Origin of the sequence: Shewanella sp. WXL01 (assembly GCF_012263345.1) — a bacterium.
GTDB lineage: Bacteria > Pseudomonadota > Gammaproteobacteria > Enterobacterales > Shewanellaceae > Shewanella > Shewanella maritima.
The window spans coordinates 287467-308195 of the sequence record NZ_JAAIKQ010000001.1; the positions used below are offsets into that span (position 1 = coordinate 287467).

General features: G+C 46.3%; 16 protein-coding genes. 2 read left to right on the forward strand and 14 right to left on the reverse strand.

Annotated elements, in window-relative coordinates; genetic code table 11:
* The first annotated feature begins 17 nt into the window (after positions 1-17).
* Positions 18-2045, forward strand: a complete 2028-nt coding sequence (locus tag G3R49_RS01170) for a S9 family peptidase (protein ID WP_167868397.1) — start codon at positions 18-20, stop codon at positions 2043-2045.
* A gap of 153 nt (positions 2046-2198) precedes the next feature.
* Here the strand turns inward: G3R49_RS01170 and G3R49_RS01175 are convergent, their stop codons facing one another.
* The 3 genes from G3R49_RS01175 to G3R49_RS01185 all read right to left on the reverse strand — a co-directional run bounded on the left by G3R49_RS01175 (position 2199) and on the right by G3R49_RS01185 (position 5078).
* Entirely contained in the window at positions 2199-2558 is a 360-nt protein-coding gene (locus tag G3R49_RS01175) for a PleD family two-component system response regulator (RefSeq protein ID WP_167868398.1), read from the reverse strand.
* Between the two features lie 442 nt (positions 2559-3000).
* Complete coding sequence (locus G3R49_RS01180; protein ID WP_130599075.1) at positions 3001-3492, reverse strand: hypothetical protein; 492 nt, start codon at positions 3490-3492, stop codon at positions 3001-3003.
* Complete coding sequence (locus G3R49_RS01185; protein ID WP_245335216.1) at positions 3489-5078, reverse strand: S41 family peptidase; 1590 nt, start codon at positions 5076-5078, stop codon at positions 3489-3491. The genes G3R49_RS01180 and G3R49_RS01185 overlap by 4 nt, the downstream gene beginning before the upstream one ends.
* A gap of 283 nt (positions 5079-5361) precedes the next feature.
* Between G3R49_RS01185 and G3R49_RS01190 the strand changes: the two genes are divergently transcribed.
* Positions 5362-6075 (forward strand): SDR family NAD(P)-dependent oxidoreductase, encoded by a 714-nt coding sequence (locus G3R49_RS01190; RefSeq protein WP_167868399.1) that lies wholly within the window; start codon positions 5362-5364, stop codon positions 6073-6075.
* Between the two features lie 162 nt (positions 6076-6237).
* On the opposite strand, the gene G3R49_RS01195 is transcribed toward G3R49_RS01190, so the two are convergent.
* The 11 genes from G3R49_RS01195 to hyaA all read right to left on the reverse strand — a co-directional run bounded on the left by G3R49_RS01195 (position 6238) and on the right by hyaA (position 20603).
* On the reverse strand, positions 6238-8232 hold the full coding sequence (locus tag G3R49_RS01195; protein WP_167868400.1) for a methyl-accepting chemotaxis protein: 1995 nt from the start codon (positions 8230-8232) through the stop codon (positions 6238-6240).
* 166 nt (positions 8233-8398) lie between these two features.
* A complete protein-coding gene (locus tag G3R49_RS01200) occupies positions 8399-9556 on the reverse strand; it encodes a GGDEF domain-containing protein (protein ID WP_167868401.1) in 1158 nt (385 codons plus the stop codon).
* Between the two features lie 174 nt (positions 9557-9730).
* The gene (locus G3R49_RS01205; protein WP_167868402.1) at positions 9731-10783 is read right to left on the reverse strand and encodes a phosphotransferase; all 1053 of its coding nucleotides are present in this window, start codon (positions 10781-10783) and stop codon (positions 9731-9733) included.
* Positions 10784-10890: 107 nt separating this feature from the next.
* Positions 10891-11391, reverse strand: coding sequence for a hypothetical protein (locus G3R49_RS01210; protein WP_167868403.1), 501 nt, complete (start codon positions 11389-11391; stop codon positions 10891-10893).
* 369 nt (positions 11392-11760) lie between these two features.
* Positions 11761-11925: a hypothetical protein gene (locus G3R49_RS01215; protein ID WP_167868404.1), complete on the reverse strand. Its 165-nt coding sequence runs from the start codon at positions 11923-11925 to the stop codon at positions 11761-11763.
* Between the two features lie 100 nt (positions 11926-12025).
* The gene (gene hypF / locus G3R49_RS01220) at positions 12026-14557 is read right to left on the reverse strand and encodes a carbamoyltransferase HypF (RefSeq protein ID WP_167868405.1); all 2532 of its coding nucleotides are present in this window, start codon (positions 14555-14557) and stop codon (positions 12026-12028) included.
* 119 nt (positions 14558-14676) lie between these two features.
* Positions 14677-16515 carry a NiFe hydrogenase gene (locus G3R49_RS01225; RefSeq protein WP_167868406.1) on the reverse strand — a complete coding sequence of 613 codons (1839 nt, stop codon included), beginning with the start codon at positions 16513-16515 and terminating at the stop codon, positions 14677-14679.
* Positions 16493-17059, reverse strand: a complete 567-nt coding sequence (locus G3R49_RS01230) for a HyaD/HybD family hydrogenase maturation endopeptidase (RefSeq protein ID WP_167868407.1) — start codon at positions 17057-17059, stop codon at positions 16493-16495. Before G3R49_RS01230 ends, G3R49_RS01225 begins: the two co-directional genes overlap by 23 nt.
* Positions 17060-17064: 5 nt before the next feature.
* Entirely contained in the window at positions 17065-17730 is a 666-nt protein-coding gene (cybH, locus tag G3R49_RS01235; RefSeq protein WP_130599055.1) for a Ni/Fe-hydrogenase, b-type cytochrome subunit, read from the reverse strand.
* A gap of 30 nt (positions 17731-17760) precedes the next feature.
* Positions 17761-19464: a nickel-dependent hydrogenase large subunit gene (gene hyaB, locus G3R49_RS01240; RefSeq protein ID WP_167868408.1), complete on the reverse strand. Its 1704-nt coding sequence runs from the start codon at positions 19462-19464 to the stop codon at positions 17761-17763.
* A gap of 2 nt (positions 19465-19466) precedes the next feature.
* Entirely contained in the window at positions 19467-20603 is a 1137-nt protein-coding gene (hyaA, locus tag G3R49_RS01245) for a nickel-dependent hydrogenase small subunit (RefSeq protein WP_130599053.1), read from the reverse strand.
* Positions 20604-20729 lie beyond the last annotated feature (126 nt).

Sequence of the window (20729 nt, forward strand, 5' to 3'; positions counted from 1 at the left end):
CTTCAAGGAGACCACTTGTGAAGAAAGTCGGGATACTGCTTATGTGTCTGCTCACGCCTTTTATGGTTGTGGCAGAGCAAGCAAATAAAACCCTGTCGGTTGATGTCTTGTGGCAGCTAAGCCGAGTTGGGTCACCAATTATTTCACCTAATGGCGAGCACATTATTGCGCCAGTAACTGAATATGATGTGCCTGAAGATAAAGGCACCACACAGCTTTGGTTATTTGACGAAGATGGTAAAACTCAGCGCCCATTAACCGCTAAAGGTATGCGTGTAAGCGAGCCTGTATTCTCACCAGATGGCAAAACTCTTGCCTTTATTAGTCAGCGTGATAAAGACGAAGCTGGTCAGGTTTATCTACTGCCAATGGAGCAAGCGGGTGAAGCACAGCGTTTAACTGACGTACCTGGTGGCGTAAAAGGTTTGAAGTGGGTAGGTAAGCACATCTACTTTATTAGCCGTGTTTTCCCAGGCAAGAACTGGGATGAAATGGCGCAGCAACTAAAAGCCAATAAAGACAATAAAGTGTCAGCAAGGCAGTGGAACGCACTACCTTATTCTTATTTTGATCACTGGATTGAAGAAGATCGTGAAGCCCACGTATTCCGTATTCCTGCACTAGGTGGTGACGTTGAGGCGATTACTCAGCCACTAGGCAAGCAGTTACCGCGCGCATCTCAAAGTGCTGGCAACTATGATATTGACCCGAAAGAGCAATACATTGCCTTTAACAGCAATGGTTGGGACAACCAAGTTGACCCTAAAATTGATATCTTTCTTGCGAAAATTGGTAGCGGTAAAGCGGTAAACTTAACCCCAAAAAACAACGCTCCAGACGCTAACCCAACCTTTAGCCCTAATGGTAAAATACTGGCATTTACGCGTCAGTTAATTCCGGGTTTCTATGCGGATACTTCAAACCTAGTGCTGCTAGATATGGCTAAGCGTACTGAGAAAGTGCTGACTAGCGATTTTGACCGCAGCGTGACTAACTTTGTTTGGACTGACGACGGTAAAGGTTTCTACAGCGCGATTGATGATGCTGCGACTCGCCGTATTTACCACATCAGTGCTAAAAACGGTAAAGTTAAGCCAATTACTAAAGCAACTAACTTTGGTAAACCTGCAATCTCTAAAGACGGCACTTTGGTCGCTGCAAACGACAGCTTCTTATACCCAGCGCGTATCGTTAAAATCAACAAGCGTAATGGCAAAACTACACGCCTAGATAAGTTTAATGACGACATCTTAGCGGATGTTGATATGGGCACTTATGAGTCTGTGACCTACAAGGGTTACAACGGTGACGACATTCAAATGTGGGTACACTACCCTCCAGGGTTTGATAAGTCGAAGAAGTACCCGTTGATGATGCTAATCCACGGTGGTCCACACAATGCGATTTCTGATGGTTTCCATTTCCGCTGGAATGCGCAAACCTTTGCATCTTGGGGATATGTGACTGCATGGCCTAACTTCCACGGCTCTAGCAGCTTTGGTCAAGAGTTTGCCGACAGCATTAACCCTGATTGGAAAAACAAGTCGCTTGAAGATGTGTTTAAAGCAACTGAGTGGTTCCAGCAAAAAGACTGGATTGATAACGACCGCCTAGTGGCTGGTGGTGCCAGTTATGGTGGTTACCTAACTTCAATCATTCTAGGTGAAGAGCATCCATTCAACGCGCTATTTATCCATGCTGCGGTATACAACATGTACTCGCAAATGGCGGCTGATTTCTCAGTCCATAGCACGCGTTTTGGTAGCTACTGGGATAACCCAGAGATCTACAAGTCTATCTCGCCACACTACAATGCTAAGAACTTCAAAACTCCAACCTTAGTGGTGCATGGTCAACTAGACTATCGTGTGCCCGTAGGTCAAGGTTTCGAGCTGTTCCGCACGTTGCAAACCCGTGGTGTTGAGTCGAAGATGATTTACTTCCCAGACGAGAACCACTGGATTATGAAGCCAAACAATTCAATCTATTGGTATAACCAAGTTCAAGATTGGATGGGACGCTTTGCAACCCCAGGTGCTCAGTAAGCGCTGAGCACTAGCTTGCAAGTAAAATAATAAAGGCTGCCAATTGGCAGCCTTTAGTTTATTCGTGCGGTGAGCATTCAAACTTTGCTTACATCTTTGGCGCTAGCGTTAGCAAAATTTGAGTTGGGCACTATCTAAAGAAAAACAGTGCTGTTATAGATAGTGACTTAGAATCCCTTGGATTTCATTTGGCACGATAGGTTTAGTTAGGTAGCCGTTGGCACCTAGTTTAAGAGCAAACTCTTTGTCTGACGCTTCTGCAAGCGAGCTTATCACCACTACTGGTGGCGGTGTTTCAGTGGTTTGCTGAATGTGTTTAATCACCTGGTAGCCGTTAATGTTTGGCATGGCAATGTCGAGAAAGATAAGATCGGGAGTCATTGAATTTAGGAGTTCAATTGCACCTTCACCAGAGTTGGCGCTCATTACTAGGTAGTCATCACCTAAAATTGCCAGCAGTAGACCCGCACATACTGGGTCGTCATCAATGATCAAAATTTTTGCTTGGTCCATTATTGGGTGCTCTCCAATCAGCTAGGGTTAGTGGATTGAGCGATATGACCGTCTTGCTCAGTACTATGTGTACAAAATCTACTTTAGTGATTTGCAACTTACTCCATTGTATTCAATCTGACGTTAATTGCTACAAACTGAACTAAAACTGAGCGAAATCAGCCCCTAAACTGAGAGCTGAGTGAGGTTTGTCGCATTTAAACAATACACAAGTGGGATTAAGTCACGTTTTTTAGGTTAGTATGCGAGCGTTGTTTCAAGCAGAGAGAGAACGCTAATAATTCAGATTCGAACAGTTGTACGAAAGTTCCGACCAGCAGATAGGCCTGTTTAGTTCGCAATTAATCACTTAGGTTTTAGCTTTGTTTTAATAAAGAGTTAAGTCATAAAAAACGCCGCATTTGCGGCGTTTTTTGTATCTAAAGATGGTGAAATTAAACCATTATTGAAACTTACATTGAGTTTGCTTCAACACCACAGTCTTAAGGTTGCTGTCGCGGCGCACCACGCACTGACCGAACTCGATGAACAGGCTAAATTGCTCAGGCTTACTCATCACTCTACCCATGATGGGGTTGCCATTAGCATCCTTGTGAGCGGCGTGCTCTAGGGTGATTTGATGGCTTTGAGTAAATGCCGATTTGGCGATTCGCACTGACTCAATCTCAAGCAGGCTAGCAATTGCCTGACTTAACTCAAGATGACCCTTATCTGTCGCTTTGGCAACTAATGCCGGCGTTGGTTGTGGTTTCTTCCTCACCATTTTATCCGCCGCGGTTGTATTCTGTTGCACAGTTGCGCTTTGTTGACTACTTGCTTGAGGAGCTACAGCTTGTTGATCACTGCTTGCGCTGCAAGCGGTGAGGGTGGCAATGCTAATAGCTGCAGCGCCAACAAGAGCAACACCAGCGAAAGGTCTAATCAATTGCATCATTGCGCTCCATTGATATCCGTTAAGATGCGGTTATTGCGCCACAGGCTTTGTTTGCGCGTGTCTTCTAGCATGTAACCAGGGTCATCGAATGGCACGGCAGGAGCAGCAAGAGCTTTAGATTGTGCGACCGCTGGGCAGCTGCCATTTGCGCGGTAATGTAGCGCAGCGCTTAACAACCCTTCACTGCTGTCGCCCAACGCATGATTTAGGTCATCTTCAACCACACAACCTTGAACCTGGCTTGAAATGACAGGGTTCATTGATGGCATAAAGCCATCAGAGTAGTCGCCAAAGCCTTTTTGGTTTTCACCTCTAAACTGAATAGTGAAGTAGGTGGTGTCACAGTTGTCGGTTGGGTAGAAACCATAAGGTTTACCACAGGTAGTGTCGCCAATTTGAATCACTTCAATGTCGATACCACGTAGTCCGTTCATAAAGGCTTCAGACGCTGAGCAAGTGCTGTCAGTAGTCAGTACAAATACTCTGTCTAAATTTAGACTAGGTAGTGCAACACCACGTCCTAAGAGGTCTTCGTTGTAGCCTAACGAAATAGGGATAAATGGCGTAGGCTCAAGTGTTGCACCGGTGACAGGATCGCTATTGGGGTATTTGTCATTAAAGCGCATTTGCTCAAAAGTTTTGCCTGTTGTGGCTTGCTCGCCCGCGACCATATAGCCCATTTGACTTGCAATGGCTAGTAAGCCGCCGCCGTTGTAACGCAGGTCAATCACTAGGTCATCAACGCCCTCATTGGCTAGCGTGGTGAAAGCGTCATATAGCCCGCGCTCAGCAGTGGCGATATGAGTATTAAATTGCAGGTAACCCACTTTGCCTGACGTAGTTTGAATGGTTTTCGTGTTCTGTACTGGTGTGGCAATGACAGTTTGCGCGGTAAGGTTAACCGTTCTTAGTTGTGACGACCCCAGGTCGCGAACAACAAATTCAGTCTGTTTACCGTTGTCGGTTGGGAATAGTCCGGCATTTAATATGTCTATTTCAGCTTGAGTCGCAGCGCTTGCCACATTGACGCCGTCAATTTCAACAAGTACAGCACCGCGACTAACGTTTGCAGTAGCAGCAGGAGTACTAGGATCGGTAAAGGTTACGGTTACTTGACGGCTGGTTGTGGCACTGGCATTACGCAAGCTGTAGTTCATGCCATAACCGAATGAAGCGCCAGATTGGTTTAGCTGCTGCCATTCATCGGTTGGCATAGAAAAGTGGAAGTTGTCTTTACGGTTGCCTGATTCTGAAAGTTCGTTGGTAATGAGTACATTGAAGTAATCCTCAATGCTGAAGTTAGCTGGATCGCGGTCAATAATCTCGTCATACCAAAGATAAGTATCATTGCTCCAAGAGCGCATCCATAACTTTTCGGCAATACCATTGGTCGAAGAACATTCCTGAGCCAGATCTCGGTATGGGGTAAACTGTCCTGCTACCCACTCAAACTCATTAGAGCCATTATTATTGCCGTTGTTATTGTTATTTCCTGAAATGTCGCTTGAAGAGCCACCACAAGCAGATAAACCAAGTGTTGTTACCAGAGCTAGCGGCAAAAACTTTAGTTTTGGGCTAAACATCATAAATAGTCCCTTTTTTTATGAATGAAAATGGTTTTACTATTGAGCGTGAGCTCGATAACGCCGCAGCGAGTAATAAGTTCTGTAATTTTCGTTAGTTAACGGCTTTACTGCTTATCAAGCATCGGGCAAACGTATCTAACAACCTTATTACATATCAACACTTTTGTAACTAATTAGTCGTATTAAGTTTGCTTCATTAAGTAACGGTTTTAGCGCATTAAGATGATGCTGAAATTTAGCCGCTAGATTGGTACTACACCCAAGTTAAGGAGTTAACATTCAGATGATATTAATTACTGGAGCCAGCAGCGGCCTAGGCGCGGCAGTTGCAAAGCAATATGCAGAGCAAGGCCATGCGTTATTGCTAACCGGGCGCAGCCAAGAGCGGTTGCAAAAAACACTGGCAAGCTGCAGGTTAGCTGCACCAGAGTTTGCTGATAATAATACTTGTATTCAGTCGCTTAGCTGCGAGTTAAGTCAGGATGAATCAGTCGAGCAATTGATTGAGAAAATCCATGAAATGGAAGCCGACGGGCAGATGCTTGCAAAAGTTATTCATTGTGCTGGCAGTGGCTATTTTGGCGAGCTTGAAAAGCAGCAACCACAAGCGATTCGTGAGCTGATTGATAACAATGTCACCTCTACTATTATGTTGCTGCAGCAATTGGTGATGCACTTTAAGCACAAACCGATAAAGCTAGTGGTTGTGATGTCTACCGCAGCGTTGAGTGGTAAAGCGGGAGAAACCACTTATTGCGCGGCTAAATGGGCGGCTAGGGGCTTTGTTGAGTCGTTACGGTTGGAGCTTAAAGGCTTACCAATGAAGCTAATTGCAGTTTACCCTGGCGGCATGGATACAGGCTTTTGGCCAACAAGTGGTAAGCATGTCGATACATCAAGTTTTATGAGCGCAGATGAAGCCGCAACTATGCTGATTCAAGCGCTGCCGGCAACCGAACATGGCTATGTGGCCGATTTGACCATTCAGCGCGGTTAGCTCAGTTTTGTGTTGGGAGTAACCAACGTTAGTCTTAGAGCACATAAGTAAAAACCACCTCTGACTCGAGGTGGTTTTGTTTTTAGGTTAGAGCGAATCTGTGTGGGTAACTAGACGCGACTAGCTGTATGCGACTATCCATACGCGATTAACTGTGCGCTATTAGCCATGTTTAAACTCGCCGCTGTGCTGATGTTCGAAATAGATTTCTTCCAGTGCTTGTGTTTGGCTGGAATTAGGGGTATCAAAATCGATATGCAACAATAGCTTGTTAGATTTGGGCTGATGCTGGTGAATGATACGACCACCAATGCGCATACGCTTGCTGTTACCTTGGTATAGATAGTCTATATCGACTGTGACGGTTTGGTTTTCATCAAGGTTATGAGTACCAGCAGGTAGTATTAAACGCGTACCACCAAAACTGATGTCATCGGTTAAACCCTGAATGTGCTTATCACCCTGAGTTAATTCATAATGCAAGCCAGTCTTCACCCTTGGGTGTGCGCGGTTACAGTCATCTTTCTTCTTAGTGGAGTTCAAGGTTACGTCCACCGAGAACTTCTGAATCACCTCGGTAATATCAATACAGACTTTTGAAAGCTGCTTCGCCACAAGGGTCGAAGTGCGGGATTTTTTGTGGCTTTCGTTAATAATGTCTTCAAGCTCTATTTGAGTGTTTTTTAGCTCATCGAGTTGCTGTTTTTGTTGCTCTACTTGTTCGTCAATACTTTGTTGGGCGGTGGCCACTTGTTGGATTCGCTCGGTAACCTCAATAATACCTTCAGCTGTTTGTTTCGAGGTGTTACGGCTTTGCTCAACCCGGCTAGATACTTCACCCATGCTGTTTACTACCAGCTTAACGCCCTCTGTAAGTTGACTAATCAACTTGGCAATTTCATCGGTAGAATCACCCGTTCGCGCAGCCAGTCCGCGAACTTCATCGGCGACGACAGCAAAGCCCCGACCTTGCTCACCGGCTCGAGCAGCCTCAATGGCGGCGTTAAGTGCTAGTAGGTTGGTTTGTTCAGAAATCGCGCGAATCGAGTCGACAATACCTGAGACCTGCTCAGCCGTGTCACTAAGCTCTTGAATAAAGTTGGTGGCTTTTTCGGTTTCATCGGAGGTGGTTTTCATCATGGCGATGTTTTTGGTCACTAGCTCAGATGCCTCGGTTGATAACTGATTGCATTGGGTTGCCATATCCAGAGTTTCTGAGGTGATTTCAACAAGCCTAATTGTGGATTGATCTAGTGATTTAGAGTTGCTGTGGATCATCTCAAAACGCTGCCTTTCTGTATGGTTGGCTGCGTTAATTTGTGACGATAAATCAGATACCTGGGTTGAAGAAAGGTTGATACTACTTGAAGCAAGCTGGATTTCACCAAGCGTGTCTTGCAGAGATTGCCGCATGATCTCAATATTTTGTGCCAGTCGGCCAAGTTCGTTGCCGTTGATGGCATCAAGTAGTTTTGGGTCTTGCTTTAAATCACCCTCACCAATCTTACGACTAATGCCAACCAGCAAATTAATAGTGGTGGTGATGTTGCGTATGATCATGAGGGCAAACGCAATACACAAAATACTGATCACAACGGCCAGTATGATGCTTTCCCAGATTAAGATATCCAGTTTACTGCGCGAATGCTGTGCAAATAACCCAACGGCTTTATTCATTGCGCCCAGCGCTTTGTGGTTGGCGATTAGAAACTCATCGGCCGTTTGTAAGTTAAAGTCATACTCAAGCTTTTGAGCGACTCTTAACTGTTCTTGCCATAACCCCTCAACCACCTTTAATTGTTCTAGAAATGGCTGATAGTCTACTTTAGGCAGCTCGATTGGTTTGGTCATGGATAAATCTGAGTAAGTTTTACCGCCGTACTTAAGCGCTTTTAGAGAGGTTTCATATAGGTTGACCGTGTGAGACGCCGCAAGCGGGGCTGGCATTTTATGGTCGAGATATTCAGCGTGGAATAGTTCTTCAGCCGAGTATTTTTTGGTTAACATACGCTGACGACCGGCAATATTAATGATTGAGGTGTCAGACTCGTTCTGCATTAAGGTGTAAGTCACCAGAGTCGCCTCGCCAATGAGGGCGACGGCGATAATCATCGGCAGTAAAAATAGTTTCTGCTTAATACTGAGAGATTTAAACATGCACGCTTCCTTACTTAAGCTAAATAACAATCCATGTGAGTATTAGTATAGCGTTAAGTAAAAAGTTGCAGAGTTTTTCTTCAATAAAATTCGGTAGTTAAATATCTATCTCTTTATGAGTATGCATGCTGATGTTAAGTGGGTTTAGCGTTTAACTACTTCAAACCTAAGCTTGACTAAATACCACCTGATTTCGCCCTTGTTCTTTAGCTAAATATACGGCTTTATCAGCCAGGTTAATGGCGTTCTCTAACTCGGGCGAGCTAGGCGGAATATCGACAACACCAAAGCTGGCGGTGACTGGAATTTTAACTTTGCCACTTTTTACCGGTCTTTTGGAGAGTAACACCCTCAGCCTTTCTGCAACATTCACCGCATCGCGGTATTCAGCTCGGGCAATTAAGATGACAAACTCTTCGCCGCCCAAACGCCCAATTAAGTCATGACGTTTAATGTGGCGCTGCACTCGACGCGTAGTGGTGATGAGAACGGTGTCGCCGGCGCTATGACCATAGTTGTCGTTAATGCTTTTGAACTTATCTATATCCCAATAAATCAAGCATATATGCTGCTTACGTTGATGGTATTGGTAGATTTGCTGCTGCGCCTGCTCGAAAAAACCGCGGCGATTAAGGCATTGGGTGAGAGGGTCAGTCATCGCCAGTGACTTCATATCTTCAGCAAGATCAGACGCGAGCATATACAACACAAATACTGACATGCCGACATAGGCGGCGGGCAGCGCAGTAAAGTTCACTATGGAATATAACGCAATTAGCTCAGGGTCGAATTGCCTGCCTTGCGCGAGCGCAATAGAAGCAGCAACAGCCAAACAAATCGCAAATATTAGATGGATAACTGCAGCACCAATTTCAGCTGGGCGCGGTTTGACTCGATGACGATAAATAATCCAACTTGAGAGCAGCAAGGAAATCACATCTACATACAAGTACCATGACATCATCAAGCCCGCATGACGGTCTATTGCACTGAAGTAAAAGGTACCGCTAAACCCAATGATAAATAGCCCGATAAATACATAGGGTGACAGCCTGGTGTTTGCTCTGAGCTTATGCCCCCAGGTACCGAGCAATACGGCTATCATGGATAAGCTGGTGACGAGCGACCAATAAAAACTCACCTGACCAAAGATGGGTTTGGCGAGGTTGATGGCCCACATGACGGCTGAGATAGCAAATGAGGCAAAAAAGAATAATGCAAAACGCTGTTTGCCCATAGAGTGCCAGGCCATAAAAAAGATGACTGCCAGCATTATGCTAGAGAAAAACAGGGTTACTAGGCTACTGGCATCAGCTGTTTTCATAAGGGCACGTTCTATCCAACAATACCTTTAAAGCTATACCAAGGTAGTTGATTTATCGAATTAATTACCCAAATTGTTTACTTTTGAATGATATTGCCTAGTGATACCGTATGCGATGTGTTAATGATCAAGTGTTAGCACTTTGGCACTCAATTACCGTTAGCTAAAGCTCGCTTATCTATTGCCTAGTCGCTCGCTATTTTCAGCCATGAGTTTGGGTAATGAGGTTAATGCTTGTTGAGTTAGGCGCTCGGTAAACGGGTTGATTTTCACATGCTGCGGGCTCCAACCCTTAATAAAACGTTGAAAGTCAGCCCATGCGACAGGGAATAGTGCTCGCCAGCTACTTTCAAGCGCATCTAGCTCGATGCCTTGATGTTGTTTAGCTGCTTGTCTTAATGAGTTGAAATAAAGCTTAAGGTAGTTTTCAACTTGCTCATCGGTTTCATCAAATGTCAGCACACTACTTAAAAACAGCGCTACATCCTTCATGCCGCAGCCATAACCCACGTATTGAAAGTCGACTGCCGCAGCTTGTGTTCCTTGCTGATTGAAGCAAAAGTTAGCCAGTTTAGCGTCACCATGAACAATGGTTTGATAGTCACATTGACTCAATAGCGCATCAATTTGGTGTGCCGCTTGTTTAAGCTTGTTGTCAGCGAGCGCCGCTAATTCATCCGGACGTGTAGCGAGATGCCAGTAACCGCCTTGTTGCCATAATTTATCGTTAATGCAGGGCTTGTCGGCAGTCGACTGTTGCCATAAAAAATGTCCTTGAAATTGCCCTAGCCAATACAAGCAAGCTGAAATGTGCGAGTGGCTAGCTTGGCTGATGACCTTATCGAACCCTTTGGTATGTAAATCTTCTAATACCAGCAACATATTGTTGCTTTGTTTTTCAGCTAGCAGACATTGAGGCAGGTAACTTTCACTGCTACACAGCTTGGCAAACTCCTTGTACCAAGCGTATTCCACTTGGTAAGAGTTAACCTTGCGTTGGTGTGACAGCTCGGTATTCCAACCTTTAGGGTGAGGTTTAGCAGCTAGCTGTGACTCGGGAATGGCAATGTACTTTACGATAACACTTGAATACTTACCGCCGTTTAAACTTAGACGCAGTAATTGTCCGTAACCGCTCCACAGGTTCTGGATGAGTTGAATGTCAGCGATACTGTTTGCTTGGGTGAGGTCGAGTATTTGTTGGCGCTGCTGTTGTGATAAAGCCATGGCAATCTATTGCTTGAAAACTTACCCTATTTTATCGGCAAATGGTTTCGCACTAAATCACTTGTTGATGTTTTTGGTCGAACCAATTGCGTGGTGTTGGGCTAGTGTTACGGTCGCAGGTTTTGAAGCTGCTTTTGGTAAGCTTCTATTTGGCGATCAATCGTTGCTACTTCAGTGTCGGCTTGTTGATTCACTGCGGTCATTTCTTGCGCCAAACTTTGCTCCCAGGTTGCACCAGCTAAGTTATTGTTGGCGCGATTGCGGCTGTTTCTTAATTGAGTGATTTGTTTATCACGATTTTGCAGCACACGCTTACGATCGCGTTTTAGCTTGTCGATGTCGCGGTTGATTTGTTGACGACGGATATAGCTAGAGATTTGGTTTTTTTGATCAGTGACTTTGGCTTGGTCGACAGCCATTGGCTCGTCAGAATCAACAGACGTGCGTTCAAGAGGCACAACAATGCTACCAACGCCGCTTAAGTCTAGCGGTATGCTGTTTTCATCACATGGGCGATCTTGGAATCGATTTTCACCACATTGATAAACATTAGCGTAGGCTGAACTAGCCAGTAAGCTGCCGATAAACAACACTATTTTTTTAAACATATAAACCTCGGTCACTCGAAATATACCCAAGCGACTTCAAGATACAGGGTGCAGAGCCTCTCATTAGGTTCAGTTCGAGGCGGAAAGTCGACGTAATGGCATTCCCTTTCTAGGCTTTTCAACAAAGAAATGGACCTAATGAGTGGCTCCCAAAGGGCGAGTTTGATTGGCTTTCATACTTTGTTGCTGATTATCAACGTAGAGCAACTATGTATCAAATCAGCGCCGCGCCTGAAAACCAATCAATTCTCGCTGAACATGCATCTTGAGGTCGTTTGGGTATAACGAGTGTACCTTGTTCATTTGTTAAAAAATAGTAGCAAATCCCCTGGCATAACACAGGGGATAAGTGTCATCTTGTATAAGCAATTACTCTGAGCGTTTCCAAATTACAAAGGCAACGATTGCGACTAGTGCAATGGCCGGTACTAGCTCGGCAACGTGGTGGAATAGCCCCACACCGCCGTGGCCTTCATGTGCGAGTGCGCTAGTAGAAATAGCAGCGAGTGCTGCGGTCGAAATAAGCTTTTTCATCATATCTTCCTTTTTACTGCTTGAATCTTAACTGCTTGATTATTTAACTGACTCAAGAAACTGAGAGTCGGTTAAAGCAAATCAAAGCGCGTTAAGTAACTTACTGGTGAATGGCATGCCAGAGCTGCCCTAAAGCAAGTCCGCCATCACTTACGGGGACTTGCTGACTTGCTAAAACTTGTCGTTGATGCTGCTGACAATGTTGTAAACATTGTTTCAGCAGCACCTTGTTTTGAAATACGCCGCCACAAAATACATGCGCGAGTTGTTTGTGCTCATTACTTACTTGAGTCACAGCCGCTGCCAGCATATTAATGAATTGCAGACAAAGGCTGGCACTGGTTTGTTGGCATAACTCGTTGTTGTCATTACAGTCATCGCTGTCACTACTGTCATTGTTAGTACTAGCGGTTAACAGCGCGTCAGCCACTTGCTTAAACACTTGCTGCGAGCTCCAACAAATAATCTGATCATGCTCATTAGAGATAGCCGTGTTAGCGGCAGAATATTGGGTTGACTCTAGTTGTATATACGAGTTTGCTAGCTCCCGCTGTGACAGGCTTTGGCTATTATCTAAAACCAAGGCTGCTTGTTTGGCCTGCGCCTCAATTAACATGCCTGCTTGGCCTTCAAATTGATTGGTTTCAATCAAATTAAGCGCCACTGCCATGGCATCGAATAGTCGCCCAACCGAGCGGCACATAATGCCGTGATTTGGGTTTTGCCACAGTTTGTAAAGGTTGTTTAGTTGGTTGTCTGACAGCGCTTGAATTGCCTTGATCGGCAACGCTCGAATTTGCTCTAACGGCAGCACATCGAACAGCAAGGCTAATAGAATCCGCACTGGCTGCTTGATCGCTTGCTCGCCACCAATCAGTTTAAATTCGCTAAAGTGCGCCAGTATTTGGTATGAGTCAGTATTGGCGAGCATGACTTCGCTGCCCCAAAGGCATTTGCTTGAGCCTTCGCCTGACTCTAGGTCGTCGCCAAGTCCTGTGCCGTCAAAGCTAAAACCTAATACTGTTTGTGTGCTTTGGTTGGCAGCCATTATTGCGAGTACATGACCATAGTGGTGTTGCACCTTAGTTACGGGTGTTTTGGTTTGCTGGTGGTAGTTTTGTGCCCACTGGCTTGGCGCATACTCAGGGTGTTTATCGCTTACTAACTCTGTTGGTTTGAAGTCATATAAGCGTTTAAAGGTTGCTAGGCTGCGGTCAAAATAGCTTTGAGCTTCAAGGGAGAACAAATCACCAATATGCGGTGACAAAATAAGATTGTGTTTAAAGGCAAAACCGACGGCATTTTTTTGCTGACCGCCAACGGCTAATACTGCTTTGTTAGCAAGCTCTACTTTACCTGTAGGAAGCGTTAACGGTGCATAACCCCGAGCAAGGCGAATAACCTGCAGTTGGTCATCTACCAATTGCACTACGCTGTCATCACAGGCGTTAATGATAGGGCGATTATGGTCAACAATGGCATCAACCACATGCCCAAGCCCGTCAATGATGTCGTCAGCGCTGCAGATAATGGGCTCGCCGCTACGGTTAGCACTAGTGGCGACAATTGGTTTGCCAAAGGTTTGCATCAATAGATGGTGTAGCGGCGTGTAAGGTAAGAATAAACCAATACGGTCGATGCCTGGCGCAATAGCATTGCTTAACTTGGGTGCCACAGCTTCGCTTAGCAAGGGTGCCACAGCGTCGCTTAGTTGAGCATCGTTAGTTACTGGCGCGTATTTATCCATTACTACAATGGGTTTTTCTGCGCTTTGCAGTAGTTGCCATTCTGCGTCAGTACCTGTGGCGTACAACTTGGCTTGAGTAAGATCTTTCACCATCACTGCCAGCGGTTTTGCAGGGCGTTGTTTGCGCTGGCGCAACAGATTAACCACTTTATCTTGGGTGGCATCACACACCAAATGAAATCCGCCTAAACCTTTAATCGCCAGGATTTTTCCTTGTTCAAGTAAGTTAGCGGTTTGCTCAATGATGTTGTCACTTACTGTGTTGAGGATTCGGGTGGTTTGGCTTGGCGCATCATAGCTAAGCTCACAGATGGTGAGTTTAGGGCCGCAATTGGGGCAACTCACGGGTTGAGCGTGATAGCGGCGATCCATTGGATTCTTATAGGCTTTAGCGCACTCAGCGCACATCTCAAAGTCTGCCATTGAGGTGTTGTGTCTGTCATAGGGCAGGGCATTGATAATGCTGTAGCGTGGGCCGCAATTGGTGCAGTTGGTAAACGGGTAAAGGTAATGGCGATTACTTGGGTCGCGCATTTCATCCAAACAGTCATTACAAGTACTTTTGTCGGCTGACAATGCCACAACGGCTTGTTCATCACCCTTATCGCTTTCGATGATGCTAAAGCTGTCAAACTCAGTGTCGATGCAATTGTAATGAGTGTCGATACTGTCGATGCGTGCCAGCGGCGGCGGGCTTTGCTCGAGTTTGACTAGGCACTGATTGAGCAAAGCGGCTTCACCTTGAAACACAATCGACACGCCACGATGATCATTGAGCACAGTGCCTTTGAGATTAAACTCATCGGCAAGGCGAAACACAAACGGGCGGAATCCCACCCCTTGTACTATGCCTTTAATAAAAATATTTACCTGCTCTTTGATCATCTAATTTCCTTGCCATGCTCGCCATTTGTGATTGCCTGTTCCTTTTCGAAACTTATGCCGAATAAGTCGCAAATGGCGTGGGTAAATAACACTGGATACCATTTTGTCTGCTTTATTTGTTATTTACGTCGACGTTGCGCAAGAAAAATGCCTCCGACTGCTAAATTTGCACCTTCTAGATCTAATTGATGGTTCACCAAAATTGGTGTGTTGTTACCAATGCGCAAATTAATCCGCTGTGCCAGCACGGGATTGTCGAATTCACTACCGGCAAGCACTAGATGTTGCACGCCGATATTTTGATCCACATGCTCAATCCAGTTGCTTAGGTAGTCAGCGAGCGAGTCATGGAAAGCAAACGCCAGCATCTTGGTATCGGTTTCACCGGCTAGGCGAAAACTCATCAAGGTACCCAAGGTTTTACACCAGTTAATACTGCGGTGCGCCTCGCCCTTAGTGAGTGGGAAGTCCACTCGCGGTGCATTATTGCCACGATACGCAGCAGCATCTGCGACAAAGCTGTCGGCCAATTGCTGGGTGATTGACTCCGGTGAGTCGTGGTGGATTTTGCAGCCAATGATCGCAGCCGCAACCGCCATAAAGCTGGTAAGTGATTGCGAATGAGTGGTGAGCTCAATATCAAGCAGCGCGGTGTAGCATTCAGGATAAGCTTGCTTGAACTTATCCAGTAGGGCATTTTCGCGGCTTTGACTTAGCAAGTGGCAAATCTCATAACCTGAGCTTGGCATCGCCGCTAGCTCGAAGAATAGCTCGGTTTGCCCTTGACCATCGAGGCTGACAATTTGGCTGGCTTGATAGCGGCTGAAAAACAACACAGCGGCATTTTTGGGCTTTTTGCATTTAGGTGGCGGCGTTTGTGCCTGTAGTCCCGCTAGCATAGCGCATTGCGCTGCGTGGGTTTTAGGCAATACCTCTTGGTTTTGAGTATGCATAGCTTGCCAGCGGATGAACTTGCTGCTGCCTTTGCTTGTTGCTGTGTAAGCCAGGTTGCTGATCAGCGATTGCGCTTCATCGTGTAGTGCTGGGAACTGGCTAATACATTGACCTGCAGCAACTTGTTGCTTAGCAACCCAACGTTGGTTTATCCAGGCAAGTTTTAGTGGTGGATTACCGTGATGCTCCCCAGGTTGATTTGAATGGCTATACAGCCAATTAATGCCTTTTTGGCGCAGACGCTCACACAAGATTGCCATTAAGCGAGAGTCGGCAAATTGCACGTCGACTAATGGGGCTTTGATGCAACGCATACCTGATTCATTGGTGTGCAGCTTTAAGCAAGGCTTTTCAATGCTTGATAGTGCTAATACTTGTTGCTCAGTGACATTGAAATAACCATTAAGCGCATTAGGGTTACACACGATAATTGCTGGGCGCTCCATCACATTGCCAGGCTGAGCAATCGATAACGTCATGTTGTCATCTGGTAAGTGCAAGGTTTGCTTATCGAGCAGCAGATCTGCAAAGGCAAAAATATCTTGTGTAGTAAGGGCGCGTTCGGTGACCGACAGTTTAGTCTCGCCGCCGCAATGTTCACAGGCTAAATCGATATTACCGAATTGCGAGTGTTGGTTATCGGCAAATTGTGGCTGGCAGTGCTGGCAAAAATTAAGCGGAGCAAACTGATGACTTGCTTGTTGCTCGCTGGCTTTCTGCTGGTTTGTGTTGTTTGCTGCTAGTTGTGGTTGCTCCAGAAGGGTGATTTTGGTGTCGAGCAGCCAAACAGATAGCAGGAAATCCGCTGCAATATCATCGGCGAGCTGCTCTAAGTCAGCCAGTGCACCGTCAGCTTCTAATATATAGCGACAATTGAATTTCTCGTCGATAATTTGCGCGGTGTGGATCTCGACATTAGGGTGCTGCTGGTACTGCTGACATAAGTGGTCATAGAGCGGCACCGCTTGTGAGCAAATAAACTCAAACTGAATCAGATGTTGCATGATTGCCACCTCGTTTATATGCATCGGGGATCACCTCATCAATGGTGATCTGAGTTTGCGCTTGTGTATTGAATCCAAGCTGCTCAAGGTAGTTGATAAGCGTGCGCTCCATAAGCGGAATCGCAGCGTGGAGTGATGGGGTAAGCCCGAGCGTCATAGGTTCAATTACGGTGGGTACTACGCCTAATACTTGGGTTTGTGGGCGGTCACCTACCATGTCCATCATGGTTAGGGTTTGCAGCATTTCTACCTCATGGGCGCTGCCTTGCCAGTCAATTTCAGCTGGCGCTTGGTCAAAATCGAAAAAGTAAACTTCGCCAGGGTTGGCGGTGGTGCAATTAACGGTATCGACAATAATCAGCTTGTCGTAACGACTAATAAGTGGAATAAGCCCCTGCGCAAGGGTGCCGCCATCGATAATATCGAGCTGGTGCTCTGTATGTCTAAATTGGTATTTGTCCTTGATGTAATTAGTAAAGTGCACGCCGACACCTTCGTCGGCGTACAATACATTACCAATACCTAGCAATAATATGTTACTCACTAGTATTAATGGTCCTTATGATAGTCATAACCCGAGACGATCGAGTCCACTGAGTTGTGCTTAAAGCGAATACCTGACCAAACCGCCATGTAAACGTGAATCACCACAAACACAATAAATGCCCAGGTGAGGTAGTGGTGCCAAATTCTAATGTTGGCGAGACCACCCATTTGCGCGGTGAACCAAGCTGATACGTCCCACAGCGCGCCGCCAAGTCCTTCATGGTAAACATTGGCATATAGAACTAGACCTGTAATGCAAATAAACAAAGCGACGAATGATATTGCTACATAGGTCACAAATTGCAGTGGACCGTAAATACCGGCTTTGTTTAAGTGCCCCATCCAGATATAAGACTTAAGCTGCACTATCCAGCTATTAAGGCTCATTACGTCTTTAAACGAGCGGCGCTCGATATCGTTTCTAGAAAAGAAAAACAAGTAAAAACGCACAATGGTGATGGCCGTAAGCACAAAGCCGAACACCACATGGGCAAAGCGAATATAGCTTTGCACCTGGATGTCGTTGGTGGCAGGAGCCACCAAAAATGGCCAAGACAAGTAAAACCCGGTGAGCACTAACACTAAGATGGCGAGTGCTCTAAGCCAGTGAAATATCCTAATGGCAGGCGTGAATATTAGCTGCCGAGTATGGGTTGCTGTAGTAGCCATAATCCCTCCTTCCCCATAGTTTGCTGTCAATTACAAACTGTTAGGGTCGATACGGAACTGACCCAGGGTTTGCTTGTTGTAGTCCATCACATGTACTGCACAGGCCATACATGGGTCGAATGAGTGAATAATACGGATCACTTCTAGCGGCTTGGTTGGATCTTCGAGCTTAAGGCCGATGAGTGATGCCTCGTAAGGCCCCATTTTGCCGTTAGCGTCGATTGGGCCTGAGTTCCAAGTGGTTGGCACAATCGCTTGATAGTTCTCAATCTTGCCGCCTTTAATACGTACCCAGTGACTTAGCATGCCGCGCGGCGCCTCAATCATAGCGTGACCCACATAGTCAGTATTTGGGTCGATTTCTGGCGTGACATAAGTGCTTTCATCGCTTTGCAGATTCACAAGCATAGCTTCAAAAGTTTTTAAGCCTTCTTCAGCGACAATCACGGTTTGTAGCATGCGCGCTGCGGTGCGACCAAGGGTGGTGAATAGTGCTTCAATTGGCAGGCCTGTGGCTTGCAGTAAGCCATTCACTGCATCAACGACGACTTTGTTACCGCGAGCATAGCTCACAAGTAGAGATGCTAATGGGCCAACTTCGACAGGCTCGTCTTTGTAACGAGGTGATTTCACCCAAGAGTATTTGCCATCGCCATCTACTGTTGGCAGTTTGCCGTAAACCGTATCGCGCTCAACAAAGCCCGTGTAGTTAGGCTCTGTGGTGCCATCGTACGGGTGCTGAGCACTATCGGCTTTGTACCAAGCGTGGGTTACATCTTCTTTAATTGAGTCAGGGTCGATATCACTCACGCCTGCTAAATCGCCGTGCATGATCACACCTGAGTCGAACATGTACTCACCATTGGCAAGAATGAAGTCGCTGGTGGCCAAGAAGCTGTTAACGTTAACGCCGCCAAGTACCGATGGCTCATTGCCAAATGCCGCTGCCGCCATGACGATATCGGCTTTATAAGCGCGGATAATAAAGTCATGAACAATGGCGTGTTTTTGCTTCCATTCTTGCAGGCGCGCTGGGCTGAGCATGTCACGAATTGCTGTCACACCACCCACCACAAGGGATTGTGGATGCGGTGACTTACCACCAAAGATAGCCAGCATTTCAGCCGCAACACGTTGTACTTCAAGTGCTTTTAAGTAGTGAGAAACCGCAATTAGGTTCTGCTCAGGAGTGAACTTATAGGTACCGTTGCCCCAGTAAGCATTGGCAAATGGGCCAAGCTTGCCGGTTTCAACCAAGCCTTTTACACGTTCCTGAACGGCTCTAAGCTCACCTTCACCTGCCGCAATCGGATTGGCGGTGTATTTCAGTGCTTCCTGAGCTGCCAATGCTGGGTCTGCGCTAAGCGCTGACACAACATCAACCCAGTCCAAACCATGCAGATGATAGAAGTGCACAATATGATCATGCATATACAGCGAGGTTTGCATGAGCGAGCGCAGGTATTTAGCGTTTAGCGGAATTTCAACACCCAATGCATTCTCAACCGCTTCAGTACCGCAGCGGTAGTGCGAGTAGGTACATACCCCACAAATACGCTGCACAATTAAGCCAACATCCATTGGTGTGCGGCCTTTGAGGATGACCTCAATGCCTCGCCAAAGTGTCGATGAGGACCAGGCTTTAGTAATGGTGTTGTTTTCATCAACCTCAACTTCTACACGTAAATGACCTTCGATACGGGTGATAGGGTCGATAACGACGCGATTACTCATGTTTATTCCTCCAATGGCTTAGCGAAAAGGCTAGTGACAGCGTGAGCACCAATACCCACAACGGTTGCGCCTAAAATGACGGCACCTATGGTGTCGGCTGTTGCGTCTATGCCATGTAGTAGTTGTCTGCCTAGTGGGCGTTCAAAGTCTGCCATGTCATCCCAGAAGTTAGGCTCAGAGCAGCCCATGCAGCCGTGACCTGCCAGTACTGGCCAGCTGGTGTGATGGTTAAAGCGCTCAGTAGGGCAGTTGTTATAGGTGTAAGGGCCTTTACAGCCAACCTTGTAGAGGCAGTAGCCTTGTTTGGCTCCTTCATCACCAAAGGTTTCAACAAATTCACCAGCATCAAAGCGGCCGCGGCGTTCACAGTTGTCATGTACGCGTGCACCATATGCCCATTTAGGACGGTTAAACATATCGAGTGCAGGCAATTTACCGAACATGATGAAGTACATCAGAGTGCCGACAATGTTCTTCTCACTTGGCGGGCAGCCGCCGAGGTTAATCACGGGTTTGTTGACCACGGCGCCAACACCTTTGGCACCCGTCGGGTTTGGATGTGCAGCTTGAATACCACCGAATGCTGCACACGTGCCCACAGAGATAATTGCCGCAGCGTGCTCTGCTGCTTCTTTAACAATGTGCAGTCCGGTATGTCCCTTACAACCTACGGTTAAGTAAGCGCCATTGTTGGCTGTTGGCACCGCGCCTTCAACCGCAAGTAAGTAACGACCTTGATACTCAGCAAGGGCGTGCTCAAGGTTTTCCTCTGCTTGCCAGCCCGCTGCAGCCATGAGCGTTTCATGGTACTCAAGGGAGATATGGTCAAAAATGAGGGTGTCGAGATTAGGGGTGTCGGTGCGAATTAACGACTCTGAGCAGCCAGTACATTCGGCCATGTGCAACCAAATTAGCGGCACGCGGTCGGCTAATTCTGCCGCTTCAGCAACTAGGGTACTAAAGGGTAGTGGCAGTGCCAGCATAGCGGTGACGGCACCAGTCCATTGAATGAATTCACGGCGGGTGATGCCCGCTTCTTGCATTTTTTGTTCTAGTGAAACTTGCTGCCTAGGCGCGAATTGGCGTAGGTATTCGAGGCGTTTTTTACCTTGTTGGTAGAGCGCTGAGTGGGTGTCCATAAGCTAACCTTCTGATCATTGAACATGGGTTAATTTGTATCCATTTGTTCCAATATAGGGCTGAGCTTTGAACTAAGACTTGATGTAAATCAAACTGGTGAGGTTTTGTGCTTTGGGTCACAAAAA

Bases quoted from the DNA above. Each gene is read 5' to 3' on its own strand.
- hyaA (WP_130599053.1), bottom strand. From the start codon at position 20,603: ATGGACACCCACTCAGCGCTCTACCAACAAGGTAAAAAACGCCTCGAA.
- G3R49_RS01190 (WP_167868399.1), top strand. From the start codon at position 5,362: ATGATATTAATTACTGGAGCCAGCAGCGGCCTAGGCGCGGCAGTTGCA.
- cybH (WP_130599055.1), bottom strand. From the start codon at position 17,730: ATGGCTACTACAGCAACCCATACTCGGCAGCTAATATTCACGCCTGCC.
- G3R49_RS01185 (WP_245335216.1), bottom strand. From the start codon at position 5,078: ATGATGTTTAGCCCAAAACTAAAGTTTTTGCCGCTAGCTCTGGTAACA.
- hypF (WP_167868405.1), bottom strand. From the start codon at position 14,557: ATGATCAAAGAGCAGGTAAATATTTTTATTAAAGGCATAGTACAAGGG.
- hyaB (WP_167868408.1), bottom strand. From the start codon at position 19,464: ATGAGTAATCGCGTCGTTATCGACCCTATCACCCGTATCGAAGGTCAT.
- G3R49_RS01205 (WP_167868402.1), bottom strand. From the start codon at position 10,783: ATGGCTTTATCACAACAGCAGCGCCAACAAATACTCGACCTCACCCAA.
- G3R49_RS01200 (WP_167868401.1), bottom strand. From the start codon at position 9,556: ATGAAAACAGCTGATGCCAGTAGCCTAGTAACCCTGTTTTTCTCTAGC.
- G3R49_RS01175 (WP_167868398.1), bottom strand. From the start codon at position 2,558: ATGGACCAAGCAAAAATTTTGATCATTGATGACGACCCAGTATGTGCG.
- G3R49_RS01215 (WP_167868404.1), bottom strand. From the start codon at position 11,925: ATGAAAAAGCTTATTTCGACCGCAGCACTCGCTGCTATTTCTACTAGC.
- G3R49_RS01180 (WP_130599075.1), bottom strand. From the start codon at position 3,492: ATGATGCAATTGATTAGACCTTTCGCTGGTGTTGCTCTTGTTGGCGCT.
- G3R49_RS01210 (WP_167868403.1), bottom strand. From the start codon at position 11,391: ATGTTTAAAAAAATAGTGTTGTTTATCGGCAGCTTACTGGCTAGTTCA.
- G3R49_RS01225 (WP_167868406.1), bottom strand. From the start codon at position 16,515: ATGCAACATCTGATTCAGTTTGAGTTTATTTGCTCACAAGCGGTGCCG.
- G3R49_RS01195 (WP_167868400.1), bottom strand. From the start codon at position 8,232: ATGTTTAAATCTCTCAGTATTAAGCAGAAACTATTTTTACTGCCGATG.